We start from the raw sequence: 13,952 nt of genomic DNA, 5'->3' as shown, positions 1-13,952 counted from the left end.
GCGGAAGCCGGAAACCCTACGCCGTCAAAGGGTTTCCGACTTCCACCCCTCCGGCGGGACCCAACAGCAGCACACCTTCCGTGAAGTCCGAGTCACAGACCACCATCCACAAGCCCGCATCCCGCGAAACGATCCGCCCACTCCAGAAATTCAGGAGTCCTCAATGACCATCAACGCACCGAAACCACACGCCGACACTGTCTTCCGCGCGCGTCGGGTGATCACGCCCGCGGATGAGGTCGCGGCGTCGGTGGCGGTTCGGGCGGGACGTATCGTCGATATCGCCCCGTACGAGGCGGTGCCCGCTGCGCGCGAGGTCGTGGAGATTCCCGACGATGCGGCGCTGCTGCCGGGACTGGTCGACAGCCACGTGCACGTGAACGAACCCGGGCGCACCGAATGGGAGGGTTTCGCCACCGCCACTCGCGCTGCGGCGGCGGGCGGGGTCACGACGCTGATCGATATGCCGCTCAACAGTATTCCGGCCACGGTTAGTGTGGCGGCGTTGCGCGAGAAGCAGGACGCCGCCGCGGCGCAGTGCTGTATCGACGTGGGATTCTGGGGTGGCGCGGTCGGCAGTAATATCGCCGAGATGGGCGAGCTGGCGAATGCCGGGGTGTTCGGATTCAAGGCATTTCTGCCGCCCTCGGGCGTCGAGGAGTTCTGTCACCTGAACCCGGCGCAGCTCGAGGCCGCGGTGCGCGCCGTCGCCGAACTCGACGCGCTGCTGATCGTGCACGCCGAGGATCCGGACGTCATCGATGCCGCGCCCGCGCCGCATGGCCTCATCTACGCCGGTTTCCTCGCCTCGCGTCCTGCCGAGGCCGAGACACGTGCCATCGCAACCCTGATCGACCTGGCCGAACGGTACGACGCCCGGGTGCACGTCCTGCATCTGGCCGCGGCGAACGCCCTGCCGATGTTGTCGGCGGCACGATCACGGGGCGTGCGGATCACCGCCGAGACCTGTCCGCACTATCTGTCCCTGTGCGCCGAGGAGATTCCGTACGGAGCAACCGAATTCAAGTGCTGCCCGCCGATCCGCGACCGGGTGAATCAGCGTGACCTGTGGAACGGATTGCGCGACAACGTCATCGACTGCATCGTCAGCGATCACTCACCGAGTACCGTGGCACTCAAACGTGCCGCTGGCGGAGATTTCGGCAAGGCATGGGGTGGGATCGCGGGCTTGCAGGTGGGTTTGCCCGCGGTGTGGACGGCCGCTCCAGATTGGGTCGATCTGGTCGATCTGGCCCGCTGGATGGCCACGGGCCCAGCGGACCTGGTCGGCCTGGAACGCAAGGGCCGCATAGCGATCGGCGCGGACGCGGACTTCTGCGTCTTCGCCCCACACGAGGAGTTCGTCGTCGACACGGCCGAATTACGGCATCGCAATCCGATCTCCGCCTACCACGGACGCACCCTGCGCGGCGTCGTCCACTCCACCTGGCTGCGTGGCGAACAGATCACCGGCGGCCGTCCCCGCGGCCGTCTGCTGCAGAGATGAGGGTATCGATGAGTGACTGGTCCCAGCTTCCCGATCTGGCCGCCCGGCACAGCGGCGGCAGTGTGGTCGCCGCCAACGACGAATTCTTCGCCGAGCGGGAGAATCTCGTCACGGACGAGCCGCCGGTGTATCGGCCGCATACCTTCAACGCCAAGGGGCAGGTGTACGACGGCTGGGAGACTCGGCGTCGGCGTGACGGCAGCCCCGGACCCGATTGGGCGCTGATCCGGCTGGGCATCGCGGGTGTTCCGGCTGGAATCGTCGTGGACACGGCGCATTTCGTCGGGAACTACCCGCCACACGTCTCGATCGACGGATGCGGCGTGCCCGGACATCCCTCGGCGGCGCAGCTGCTCGAAGCCGACTGGCACACTCTGGTTCCGGTCTCCCCGGTCGAGGGCGATACGCGCAATTCGTTCGAGGTCACCACGGATCGCCGCATCACGCATGTCCGGGTGAACATGCATCCGGACGGCGGCATCGCCCGGGTCCGGGTGCACGGCAGCGCGGTTCCCGATCCGCAGTGGATCGACGACATCCCGTTCGACCTGGCCGCCCTGCACCATGGCGGCCGGGTGGCGGCATGCAGCGACGGCTTCTTCTCGCCGCCGAACAATATGCTGCAACAGGGTATTTCGCGCTGCATGGCCGACGGCTGGGAGATGCGGCGTCGGCGTGACGGCGGAAACGACTGGGCCACCGTGGCATTGGCCGCCGAGGCGATCCCGGCTGTACTCGAAGTGGACACCACGCATTACAAGGGCAACGCTCCCGCGCGAATCTCACTCGACGGCTACACCGCCGACGGTGAGCTGATCGGTCTACTCCCACCCGTTGCGCTGCAACCCGATGCACCACACCGATTCCGCCTCGACACGGACACTCCGGTCGACCAGGTGCGGCTCAATGTCTTTCCCGACGGTGGAATCGCCCGTCTGCGGCTGTTCGGCCGGATCACCCCGGCGGGGCGAGCGAGTCTCGAAACCCGCTTCGCGGCAACCACATCGGTCCCGGAGACGCAGGAGTAGCAATGGTCCTGATGTTCCTCAACGGCGACGGAATGCGCGGCGGCCGCCTGAACGTCCAACTCGACGGCGCACCGCTGCTGCGGGCCGCGCGCAGCGCCCCGAAGTACCGCTACTACTCGGTCGGTGACCGCTTCCCCGCCATGATCGCCACGGCCCACGACGGCCGCCCGGTGACCGGCGAGGTGTACGAAGTACCCCTGGAAGTACTGCGGGACAATCTGATTCCCAACGAGCCGCCCGAACTCGAACTCGGCCTGATCGAACTCGACGACGGTACGGCCTGCCTGGCCACGGTTCTGCGGGCGAATCTACTCGGCTCGCCCGAACTCATCGACATATCCGACATCGGCGACTGGCGCGCCTACCGAGGCATGTCCGCCCCCGGCTGATCCGCCCGCCGAGGATGACGGCTCCTCGGCGGGCAGCGCACCGGCCACGAGAGATCAACGCACACACAGGAGTACACAGATATGACACGCATGCGGGCCGTCGACGCGGCCGTCCGAATTCTCGAACTGGAAGGCGCGACACAGGCATTCGGCCTGCCGGGCGCGGCGATCAACCCCTTCTACTCCGCGCTACGCGCACACGGCGGGATCAACCACATTCTCGCCCGGCACGTCGAGGGCGCGGCGCATATGGCCGAGGGCTACACCCGGGCAGCGCACGGCAACATCGGCGTGTGCATCGGCACTTCGGGCCCGGCCGGAACCGATATGATCACCGGCCTGTATTCCGCTGCCGCGGACTCGATTCCGATCCTGTGCATCACCGGGCAGGCCCCGCGCGCCCGCCTGCACAAGGAGGACTTCCAGGCCGTGGACATCGCCGCGATCGCCGCACCCGTCACCAAGATGGCGATGACGGTATTGGAACCGGCCCAGGTGCCGGGCGTCTTCCAGCAGGCATTCCACCTGATGCGTTCGGGCCGTCCCGGTCCGGTGCTGATCGATCTGCCCATCGACGTGCAGGTCGCCGAGATCGATTTCGACCCGGAAACCTATGCCCCGCTGCCGGTGTACAAACCGGCCGCGACCCGCGCCCAGGCGGCCAAGGCGATCGATATGCTGACCGCCGCGCAACGACCGTTGATCGTCGCGGGCGGCGGGATCATCAACGCCGGGGCCGAGGATCTGCTGCGCGAACTCGCCGAACTGCTGAACGTCCCGGTGGTGCCGACCCTGATGGGCTGGGGCATCCTGCCCGACGATCACGACCTGGCTGCCGGAATGGCGGGGCTGCAAACCGCCACCCGCTACGGCAATGCGACCCTGCTGGCCTCGGATTTCGTGCTGGGCATCGGCAACCGATGGGCCAACCGGCACACCGGCGGTCTCGAAACATACTGCAAAGGCCGCACTTTCGTGCACGTGGACATCGAGCCGACGCAGCTCGGCCGAGTGTTCGCCCCCGACTACGGCATCGCCTCGGACGCCGCAGCTGCTCTGCGCGAAATGATCGCGGTGGTCCGCGAACGCGCCGGAACGCTGCCCGATTATTCGCCCTGGGCGGCCGAATGCCTCGACCGCAAACGAACCATGCACCGCAAGACCCACTTCGACAACGTCCCGGTGAAACCGCAACGGGTGTACGAGGAGATGAACCGGGCGTTCGGACGCGAGACCCGCTACGTGTCCACCATCGGCCTGTCCCAGATCGCCGGTGCGCAGATGCTGCACGTCTATCGAGCGCGCAACTGGATCAACTGCGGCCAGGCCGGTCCGCTCGGCTGGACCATCCCCGCGACGCTCGGCGTGGTCGCCGCGGACCCGTCCGCGAACGTGGTCGCCCTCTCCGGCGACTACGACTTCCAGTTCATGATCGAGGAACTCGCCGTCGGAGCCCAGTTCAACCTCCCGTACATCCATGTCCTGGTGAACAATTCGTACCTCGGCCTGATCCGCCAGGCCCAACGCGCCTTCGACATGGACTATTTCGTCCAACTCGGCTTCGACAACATCAACGCCGACGACACGATCGGCCTCGCCAAGGGGTACGGCGTCGACCACGTCCGCGTCGCGGAAGGACTGGGCTGCAAAGCAATCCGCGTCGAAACCCCCGAAGCCATCGCGCCTGCCTTCGCCCAGGCGAAGGCCCTGGCTGCCGAATTCCGAGTCCCGGTAGTGGTCGAGATCATCCTGGAGAAGGTCACCAACATCGCCATGAGCGCAACCGATATCGACGCCATCACCGAGTTCGAGGACCTCGCCGATTCGTCGGAAGACGCCCCCACAGCCCTACTTCCCACGAGCTGACACTGTCACATTCGGACACCAGCACTCCAGTACGGTGGGACCTTTCGCGACCTGATGCGATCGGCCGATTCGACCGCAAACCCATAGGCTGCACGAGAACGCTATTCCAGCAAGGAGTGTCGCGGTGGCCAACCCGTACCAGCCCGGACCGATCCCACAGCACGCACCTCCGGTGCCGAACTGGCCGCGGTCCGGATCGATTCCCGGACAGCCGCTTTCCGGATTTCCCGCACCTCGGCCCGCTCGTCAACGCACGAAAGCGGGTCTGGTCGCGGCGATTTCGCTGATCCTGATCACACTGCTGTATCTGGTCTGCCTCATGGTGGCTCTTATCCAGGGGTACAGCCGGTTCCTGGCGGAACTGTCCTGGGTGCTGGCCGCCATCTGCGCGTCGGTCGCGGGGCTACTGCTGATTCTCGGTAGACGACCTGCGACAGCTCGTCTTCTCGCCGCACTCGGCAGCGGCGTGTTCTTCACCCATGCTGTGGAAGGTCTGCTGTCTGCCGTCGCACCAGTTGGGCGCGTAGGCAGCAGGAGTTGGACCGCGGTGGAAAATTACGCTTGAACGTCGATTCCGATCACGGTGCTGGCGCTGGTCGCACTTGTCTCCCTCTTCATCACCGCAGCGGCCAGCGCCAGGACGGAGACCGCCGCGACCAGTCCGCAGCAGCCCGGCCAGTTCCCGCCGCCAGCGTCACCCGCCGCTTTCGGAGCACCACAGCAGCAAGCTCCCCAACTCCCCGGATGGCAGCAGCCCATCCCTCAGCAACCAAGCCAGTATCCGAATCCTCAACAGCCCCAAGCACAACCGCCTACGCCCGGCCAGCGCAATACGGGATACAACACTCCCCCACAGCAGCCCTCGCCGTACTCGACTCCCCCACAGGCCCCGCAACAGTAGGCACTGCCCCCAGAACCGCCCCGATTCGATTGCGGCGGGCAGTGGTCGGCATCAAGCCGGGCGATTCAGCAAGCAGACCGTACAGCGAAGGACCGACCCGGACTACAGCCCATCCCGCAGAGACGATCGGGACCGACACCGAGCCGATACGACCCCGAACCATGCATGGAAGCGCGCGTCGGATCGTTCATGCGGCACAGCTTGATGCCTCTTCGGAACCGTGTCACTTTCACCAATTCCAAAGCGAACTCGTCAGAGGTGAACAACAGCAGACTGCATTGGTTCAATTCTGCATTGCTCAAAAGCGTTGTAGCTCAATAAGTTCCGCGTTCTCAGGCAGGGAGCGGGATTCCGATGAATCTGCCCGATTCGCCGATGCGCCGGTCTGAAAGCGTGTAACCATGTTGCCGATCAAAGGGGTTTGCTACTACCGATGGGGGCGCGACCATGACCGAGCACGACAGCAGTATCACTCGCCGCCAGCTCGGCCGACATCTTCGCGAGGCACGCGAGGCGGTCGGCATGACGCTGGAAGAGACTTCGACCCTGATGGAATGGGGTAAGAGCAGTCTCCAGCGCCTGGAGAAGGGGCTGAATCAGAAGGTTCGCATCCGCGACCTCGACGGTCTGATCGAGATCTACGGCATCGAGGACGAGGAAGCGGCCGGACTACGCGGGCTGGCCAAGGAAGCGGCCGAGAAGTCCTGGCTGCACGAATTCGGCGACCTGATCCCGGCCAATTTCAGCGTATACATGGGCCTCGAATCCGCCGCCCGCCGTTTGACGGTCTATCAGCCCGACCTGGTGCCGGGTCTGCTGCAAATCGCCGACTACGCACGTGTACTCGCGCAGACGGCGAGCCCGACCGATACCGCGATGGAGCTGGCAGGGCGAGTGCAGCTCAAGATGCGGCGGCAGCAACTGATCAACCGGAAAATCAAACCTGCATCGATGGATGTGGTCCTGTTCGAGAGCGTATTGCGCCGGATGGTCGGCGGACGGGCGGTCATGGAGAAGCAACTGCGCTCCCTCGCAGATGCCAGCACCCGCCCGAACATCACCATCCGAGTCCTGCCGTTCTCGGCGGGTATGCCGACCGGCGAACAGATCGGCCCATTCGTGGTCCTGGAGTTCGGTGAGGACGGTCGCGGCAATCCGATCGAGCCGACCACTGTGTACGCGGAGGGATACACCAGCGACATGTACAGCGAGAAAGTGGGTATCGTTCAACGGTATACGCAGGCGCACAAACAGATCCAGCAAGCGGCGCTTGATGAGAACGACAGCAGGATTCTGCTGCGGATGTCAAGTAGGGAGTACCAGCGTGAACGTCGACCTATCTGAAGCCAAGTGGTTCAAGAGCACCCGCAGTGGCGGAACCAAAGAGTGTGTCGAGATCGCCCACCTCGACAACGGCGCAGTCGGCGTCCGCGACTCCAAGAACCCCACCGGCCCCGCACTCCTGTTCACTCCCGCCGAATGGGACGCCTTCACCACAGACCTGAGCACCGGCAAATTCGGCCCCGCCTGACCCACTTCCGTTCCACCCCAACGGCTCTGGCTCGATTCGAGACCAGAGCCGTTGCAGTACCCGACAAGTGCGATACCCCGACGAGACACATACCGTGGGCGCGAGTTGCGACCAGGCCGGACGATCAGTTGGTGCGGTCGGACCAGCCTTCGGGAAGGTCGCCGGGAGCCGTCGAGATGACCGTTTCGTCATCCGCGCCGACGTGCTCGAACAGGGTGATCTTGGCGAACTCGGGGACGACGTAGATCGGGTAGGTGGGGCCCGCGTCGCGGTACTCGCGCATCCGGTCCAGATGATCGTTCTGGTAGAGCACGGTGCGCTCGCCGTGCTCCTCGACCCAGTGCGGGAAGAAGATCACGCCGTGCAGTCGGCGTTTGGTCGGCAGTACGTCGACCGCCACACAGGTGCCGGTGGGTTCGGTCCAGGAGATCTTGTAGCTGTCTTCGTCCAGCTGGACCAGATCCACCTGCTGATCCTTCACCCAGCGTCCGCCGACCATTCCGGAGTGGATCCGGTAGTCGATGGTGTGGTCGTTCTTCACGTACATCTCGTACTGCCAGCCGTTGGCGTACGTATAGATGAAGCGGTGGCCGACGATGTGGGACAGGTCCTGCGGTGGGACCGGCTGCGCGATCGTCGTCTCGAAGGTTGCGTTGCTCGACATGGCTGAATTCCTTTGTCAGTTCTGCGTTTTCGGGGTCCATTCGGTTTTGTGGCCGAAGCCGCGCGTGTTGTCGACGAGGCGGAGCCAGTGCGGTCGGATCTCCCAGAAGTCGGTCGAGTCCAGCGCACGGGACAAACTCGGGGCCGTGTCGATGAAGGGGAATCGTCGCGCATAGGCCCGGCGCGCCGCTGCGGCCGCGTGTCCGGTCAACCGGTGGCAGGTGCCCCGGCCCTGGACGCCGGTGATGTCGGTCCATGTCTGCCCGTCACGCTGAGCGGTGAACGCGACGGGAGCGCCGGACCCGGCGGCCAGCAGCGCTCGTCCGTGGGCGGTGTCGGCGGAGCTGAGGAAGACCAGGGTCGGAACATCGGTGGCGGCGTAGAAGACTGCGCAGGCTTCGGGGGAGCCTGCTTCGTCGAGGTAGGCCAGGGTCAGGGTCGTGTGTTCGGCCAGTGCCCGCTGGATCTGCGGCGGGCACGCACCATCCTGAGGCTCGCCGGTCACGCGCCGGTCCGCAGCGGTGGGATGGTGGGGACCTCCGGGGCGTTGCGGATGTCCTCGAGGGTCATCTTGAAACTCTCCGGATAGGCGCTGCGCTGGGTGCGGCGGGCAGGCTCGCTGGTGCGCCAGCAGTACAGGCACTGCCGGCACTGGTAGACCTCCCACGCACCGGCGACGGGAGAGACATACAGCAGATCCAGGGACCGGTAGCCGCAGCGTGGGCACTCGGTGGGTTCGGAGCTCTTGTCGGACATGGCGATTGGTTCTCCTTCGGAGTCGGCGTGGGCTACTTCGCGGCGAGTTGCTGAAGTTTGGTGATCCACTCCCCCATCTCGGGCAGGTCGGCCACCTGGTTGCCGTAGTTGCCGCGCCTGTCGGGCGGGGCGGGGGTGGTGGCGTCGATGATGAGCTTGTCGACGATGCCGGGGGTGTTGGCCTGCGGAGCGAGCTCCAGGATCGGCAGGTTGGGCACGACGACCAGGTCGCCGGACGGGTTCATCTTGGTCGACAGCGCCCACATCACCTGGGGCAGGTTGAAGGGGTCCACGTTCTCGTCGACGACGATGACGGTGGCCGCATAGCCGAGACCGTGCGGGGTGGTGAGCACGCGCATGCCGACGGCCTTCGCGAAACCGCCATAGCGCTTCTTGGTGGAGACGATGACGACCAGACCGTGCGTGTACGACGCGTTGACCGCCTGGACCTCGGGAAAGTCCTTCTTCAGCTGCTCGTACAGCGGCACGCAGGTGTTGGCGGCCATCAGGTAGTCGATCTCGGTCCACGGCATGCCCAGGTAGAGGTGCTCGAAGATCGGGTCGGTGCGATAGGAGATCTTGTCGATGCGGATGACCGTCATGTTGCGGCCGCCGCTGTAGTGGCCGGTGAACTCGCCGAACGGGCCCTCGATCTCACGCTTGCGACCCTCGATGACGCCTTCGATCACGATCTCCGAGCCCCACGGCACGGGCAGGTCGTTCAGCGGCGAGCGGGCGATCGGCGCGGGAGCGCCGCGCAGCGCCCCGGCCAGTTCGTATTCGTTCTGGTCGTATTCCATCGGGGTGGCCGCGACGATGGAGATCACCGGGTCGTTGCCCAGCGTGATCGCGATCGGCAGATCCTCGCCCTTCTCCTCCGCCTTGCGCAGATGTTGAGCGATATCGTGCATCGGCACCGGCTGCAGAGCCAGCTTCCGCTTACCTTTGACCTCGATCCGGTACACGCCCACGTTCTGTTTGTCGGTGCTGGTGGGGTCGTCGGGGTCCTTGGAGACGACGGCGGCCTTGTCGAGATAGAAGCCGCCGTCGCCGTCGTTGAGCCGGATCAGCGGGAGAATGTCGAAGATGTTGATGTCCTCGCCGTCGACGGTGTTCTCCGCCCACGGCGGGTTGTCCCGGTACTCGGGCTTCACCGGGAAATTCGCCCAGCGCCGAATGAACTCCTCCACCTGCTCCTTGGTGCCCGTTCCCTTCGGCAGGCCCAGCGCGAGGGCGTGGTTGGCCCAGGAACCGTGCACGTTCATCGCGATCCGCGCCCGCTCGAATCCGTAGACGTTGTCGAAGTACAGTGCCGGAGCCTGGTCGCCGAGCCGGGGGACGGCGTTGGCCGCGGCGGCGATGTCGGGCTCGGGCATCACCTGCTCGGTGATGCGCTGCAACTGGCCCTCCTTGTCGAGGGTTTCCAGGAAGCTACGCAGGTCGTCGTAGGCCATGGCTTGGTCAACTCCTTTGTGTGCCGGTGCTTTTCAGGCCGCGGTGGGGGTGTTGCGGTGGGCGGCGCGCATGCCCTCCCAGCGGCGGGCCGCGGGAGCGGGCAGGTCGAACTGGTCGAGGATGCGCGCGGTGATGTGGTCGACGATGTCCCCGATGTCGGCGGGGTGGTTGTAGAAGGCGGGCATGGGCGGCACCATCTGTGCGCCCATGCGCGTCAGGGTGAGCATGTTCTCCAGGTGGATCTCGCTCAGCGGCGTCTCCCGGGGGACAAGCACCAGCTTGCGGCGCTCCTTGAGGACCACGTCGGCGGCGCGGGCCACCAGGCCGTCGGCGTAGCCGACCCGGATGGCGGCCAGGGTCTTCATCGAACACGGCGCGATGATCATCCCGTCGGTCCGGAAGGATCCGGAGGAGATGGTGGCGCCCTGGTCCTCGGGGCTGTGCATGACGTCGGCCAGCTCGGCCACCTCGCGCACCGAGCGGCCCGTCTCCAATTCGATCGTGGTCCGAGCCCACCGGGAGAGCACCAGATGCGTTTCCACCTCGGGCAACTCACGCAAGTGCTCCAGCAGGCGGATGCCGAAGACGGCGCCCGTCGCACCTGTCATACCTACGATCAAACGCATAGTGGGCCCGCTTCCATTGTCTGCTCATCCACACGGATACTCGAGAACGATTCGGTCAAATGACGGACCGAGAATGCCTCTGCCCTGTCCGGGGTTGACGCTCTGATCTGCTCCGTCGCACTCCACGCTAGGGGCGATCGGAGCTCGAATGACGTACGCTTGCGTCACGTCATGGACCAAAACGGACACGTTCGCATTACCGAAGTTCCCTTCCGCCCGCCGCCCGGAGGGCCGCCGGGCGTCGAGGTGTGGGATTTCGCCCGGCTACGCGAACGCGCCGAGCGCAACGGCGTACCCCTCGGCCGCCCGCTGCGGGCCGAGTTCCATCACCTGATCGCGGTGAAGTCCCATTTCTTGAACTGCTGGGCCGACGATGCGGAGCACGTGGTGTCGCCCGGCACCTGGCTGTGGATCTGCCCTGGTCAGGTGTATCGCTTCGACGACGGCCTCGACCAGGCCACCGGCACGGTCCTGCTGTTCATGCCGGGCTTCCTCGACACCGCCACCCTCGCCGCCGCCCACCTGACCCCGCCCTACCCGACCGGACCGATAGTGCCCGACGCCGAGGAAAGCGCGGCGCTGGATGCGATGCTCGATCTTCTGGACGACGCCTATCGCCGGACCGACGCACTGCCTCCGGATGCTCGCATCGACCTGATGCGTCATCTGTTGGCGGCCTTGGCTTTTCGTCTGGGACACGTCCGGCACCGACGGCACGGCCTCCCGGAGGGCGGCGGAAGCGATACGTTCCAGCGCTTCCACGACGCCGTGGAACGCGACTTCGCCGACGGACTTCTCATCGAGGACTACGCCGCGACCCTCGGCTACAGCGTCCGCACACTCACCCGTGCCTGCCTGGCCGCGACCGGGCGCACCGCCAAGCGGTACCTGGACGACCGCACCGCGCTGGAGGCGAAGCGGCTCCTCGTGCACACCGATCTCAGTCCGGGCCAGGTCGCGAGCCGACTGGGTTTCACCAGTCCCACCGTCTTCGGCAAGTTCTTCCGCCGCTGCACCGGCGAGACCCCCGCGTCCTTCCGCGCTCGCGCCCGCAGCGACGAGCATCCCATCGCACCACGGTCTCGGCCGGCGGCGCGCAGCCCCCGACATCGGCCTGGTGATGCATGAATCCCAGTCGTTCGGCAGCATGCCGCACGCCCAGCTGACGCAGCACGGCCTCGGATGTGGTCCAACCACCAGTTCGATGGGTCGGGCGCGGCGAAATCAACAGAGCGTCGACCTGATCGGCCCCGAATGCTCCACGATTGACCGCGACTGTGCCGGAAACCGCTCCGGGAGAACGGACATGCCCGAGCCGGTCGGATACGAGAAAGCCGGGCGACTGGTCGGGTCGACGCGGCCGGATCATCCCGGACACGATTCCCGCTGCAGCGGTACAACATTCGACAAACTCGGCGTGCGTGCCGGATCGGACATATCGGCGCCCCCATTCCCCATCCCTGCCGGAGCCCCGATCGGTCGCCGCGAACGATGGGACCGTGACACCCCAGGCCGACCCACGCCCTCGGCCCATGCGAGTACCCCGGAGGGCTCAATCCCTCCGGGTTCAGATCGCGGATGTCGCCAGGTTGGCAATCGCAACCCCGACTCAGGCAGCGACACCGCCGGGTTGTCGCTCACGTAACCAACGCCGGTGCGCCGCGCGATCGCGCTCCCGTTCTCGTTCCCGACGCCGGTGAATACCCGCCACAACTTCCGCCAACAACTCCCCCGCACGATGCCGATGATTCACCCGAGGAGTACCAGTCGGATCAATATGATCCGGCGCAATCCACGCCGTCCGGCCAGGGAACTGTGAATCTTCGTTCAGAACAACAGTTTTCCAACCAGTCTCCGTGTCATTGATCAGCAAATGACAGTGATCGCACGCCAACACCAGATTCTCGATATCGGTCGGACCACCCTTGCCGTAATCACGAACGTGATGCACCGCGCACAGCGACGCAGGCGCATCACACCCCGGCCGCGAACAACCAGCCAGCGCAGCGATCAGCGAAAGCCGTTGCGCAGGTGAAGCCAACCGACGCATCCGACCCAAATGCAACGGCAAACCAGCATGGTCGAACACCGCCAGATACGGGCGAGACCGCTCAGCCAACCGCAACGCGTCGGTGATCGCCACCGCGCCACCGGTCGCAGTGGTCGCGACCCCGGACAGGCGCTCCACATCCTGCACCCGCATCGTCAACACGGTGGTAACCGGTATGCCTCGATGTGAGCCGAGTTTGCCGGTATCGACCAGCTCGCCGAGCAGCAGGGTGAACGCGTCATGGGTGCGTTGGGCAGCGGTGCGGGAATCACGCTGCGCCGCAGCAGCAATCAGCTCCGAATCCACGCGGTCCACATCAGCCCTGGGACTGGCCGGATCATCCGGATTCCCCACACCGGGACGCGCGTACTTGGCCAGCACCGAATCCAGCAACGCCCGCAGTATCGGATCGATCTCCCCGCTGATCGCGGACATCCCATCCGCACGCTGCCGCCCGATCCTGACCCCGCGCATCCGAGCACGATCAGACTCGTCCGTGACTTTTCCATCCGGATCCAAATACGCCAGAATGCTGTCCCCAACCTTGCCCACATCATCAGGCGACCCAGTTTCGGCGAACTCGGTCAGGATCTGTTCCGCCGCAGCACGATCGACCTCATCGGCCGCACGCGGGATCCTGATCATCACCGACGCAATACCCCACGCATGCTCCACCGAAATATCCCCCGAACGCAACGCCGCTGCTGCGCAGGGTAACTCGGGCTCACGCTCTTGACCCGACAGGTCGCGGAACGTGCCCACCTTCGCCGCCGCACGTACCCGTGCACCGGCTTCGGCGTTCGACAACCTGAGGGTTTCCATCAGGAACCGTTTGATCGTCTTGGCACCCGAATCCACAGGAATCGACCGGGAATCCACCTCTATCAGCAGCCGATGCTGCACCGCAGCCAACATCCGCGCCGCACGCTCGACCCCACGCAGCAACTCCACCACACCGCGATCCGACAACGGAATCAGCGACTGCTCGACCAACTCACCCACCGCAGCCAACAGCACATCAGCTGTCGGCCCTCCAATCTCCCCCATCGAATCCATGTTCGAATTCTACCGAGAAAAACACCCCGAAACACCCCACCAACCGATGTGAAATCAGAATCTTCACCCTGGACAACTGACCCAATCATCCACGCACACACCAATTTTCACCAAAGTCCGTCGA

General features: G+C 65.3%; 14 protein-coding genes. 8 read left to right on the top strand and 6 right to left on the bottom strand.

Going from position 1 to position 13,952, the window contains the following annotated elements:
- The first annotated feature begins 163 nt into the window (after positions 1-163).
- From allB to ON40_RS44130, 7 genes are all read left to right on the top strand, one after another.
- The gene (gene allB / locus ON40_RS44160; RefSeq protein ID WP_040831760.1) at positions 164-1,507 is read left to right on the top strand and encodes an allantoinase AllB; all 1,344 of its coding nucleotides are present in this window, start codon (positions 164-166) and stop codon (positions 1,505-1,507) included.
- 8 nt (positions 1,508-1,515) lie between these two features.
- Positions 1,516-2,535 (top strand): allantoicase, encoded by a 1,020-nt coding sequence (gene alc / locus ON40_RS44155; RefSeq protein WP_245568263.1) that lies wholly within the window; start codon positions 1,516-1,518, stop codon positions 2,533-2,535.
- Positions 2,536-2,537: 2 nt separating this feature from the next.
- Entirely contained in the window at positions 2,538-2,924 is a 387-nt protein-coding gene (locus ON40_RS44150) for an allophanate hydrolase-related protein (protein WP_040831756.1), read from the top strand.
- An 81-nt stretch (positions 2,925-3,005) separates the two neighbouring features.
- Entirely contained in the window at positions 3,006-4,790 is a 1,785-nt protein-coding gene (gene gcl / locus ON40_RS44145; RefSeq protein ID WP_040831754.1) for a glyoxylate carboligase, read from the top strand.
- 124 nt (positions 4,791-4,914) lie between these two features.
- Complete coding sequence (locus tag ON40_RS44140) at positions 4,915-5,355, top strand: hypothetical protein (protein ID WP_157186815.1); 441 nt, start codon at positions 4,915-4,917, stop codon at positions 5,353-5,355.
- 783 nt (positions 5,356-6,138) lie between these two features.
- A complete protein-coding gene (locus tag ON40_RS44135; protein ID WP_040831750.1) occupies positions 6,139-7,035 on the top strand; it encodes a helix-turn-helix domain-containing protein in 897 nt (298 codons plus the stop codon).
- Positions 7,016-7,222, top strand: a complete 207-nt coding sequence (locus tag ON40_RS44130; protein WP_040831748.1) for a DUF397 domain-containing protein — start codon at positions 7,016-7,018, stop codon at positions 7,220-7,222. Before ON40_RS44135 ends, ON40_RS44130 begins: the two co-directional genes overlap by 20 nt.
- Positions 7,223-7,346: 124 nt before the next feature.
- Here the strand turns inward: ON40_RS44130 and ON40_RS44125 are convergent, their stop codons facing one another.
- From ON40_RS44125 to ON40_RS44105, 5 genes are read right to left on the bottom strand one after another with little or no spacing between them, the layout of a single operon-like run.
- On the bottom strand, positions 7,347-7,886 hold the full coding sequence (locus ON40_RS44125; RefSeq protein WP_040831746.1) for a phenolic acid decarboxylase: 540 nt from the start codon (positions 7,884-7,886) through the stop codon (positions 7,347-7,349).
- Between the two features lie 15 nt (positions 7,887-7,901).
- Positions 7,902-8,390: a pyridoxamine 5'-phosphate oxidase family protein gene (locus ON40_RS44120; protein WP_040831744.1), complete on the bottom strand. Its 489-nt coding sequence runs from the start codon at positions 8,388-8,390 to the stop codon at positions 7,902-7,904.
- Positions 8,387-8,641: a non-oxidative hydroxyarylic acid decarboxylases subunit D gene (locus ON40_RS44115; protein WP_040831742.1), complete on the bottom strand. Its 255-nt coding sequence runs from the start codon at positions 8,639-8,641 to the stop codon at positions 8,387-8,389. Before ON40_RS44115 ends, ON40_RS44120 begins: the two co-directional genes overlap by 4 nt.
- 32 nt (positions 8,642-8,673) lie before the next feature.
- On the bottom strand, positions 8,674-10,095 hold the full coding sequence (locus ON40_RS44110) for a non-oxidative hydroxyarylic acid decarboxylases subunit C (protein WP_040831741.1): 1,422 nt from the start codon (positions 10,093-10,095) through the stop codon (positions 8,674-8,676).
- Between the two features lie 33 nt (positions 10,096-10,128).
- Positions 10,129-10,722 carry a non-oxidative hydroxyarylic acid decarboxylases subunit B gene (locus ON40_RS44105; protein WP_040831739.1) on the bottom strand — a complete coding sequence of 198 codons (594 nt, stop codon included), beginning with the start codon at positions 10,720-10,722 and terminating at the stop codon, positions 10,129-10,131.
- A gap of 171 nt (positions 10,723-10,893) precedes the next feature.
- On the opposite strand from ON40_RS44105, the gene ON40_RS44100 reads away from it, so the two are divergent.
- On the top strand, positions 10,894-11,850 hold the full coding sequence (locus ON40_RS44100) for a helix-turn-helix transcriptional regulator (protein WP_063713224.1): 957 nt from the start codon (positions 10,894-10,896) through the stop codon (positions 11,848-11,850).
- Positions 11,851-12,331: 481 nt separating this feature from the next.
- Here ON40_RS44100 and ON40_RS44095 read toward each other — a convergent pair whose 3' ends face one another.
- A complete protein-coding gene (locus ON40_RS44095; RefSeq protein WP_051194529.1) occupies positions 12,332-13,828 on the bottom strand; it encodes an HNH endonuclease signature motif containing protein in 1,497 nt (498 codons plus the stop codon).
- Positions 13,829-13,952 lie beyond the last annotated feature (124 nt).

Source organism: Nocardia jiangxiensis NBRC 101359, from assembly GCF_000308615.1.
Taxonomy (GTDB): Bacteria; Actinomycetota; Actinomycetes; order Mycobacteriales; family Mycobacteriaceae; genus Nocardia; species Nocardia jiangxiensis.
The sequence above is the reverse complement of the archived record's forward strand: the minus strand, read 5'-3'. Positions and strand labels throughout refer to the sequence as shown.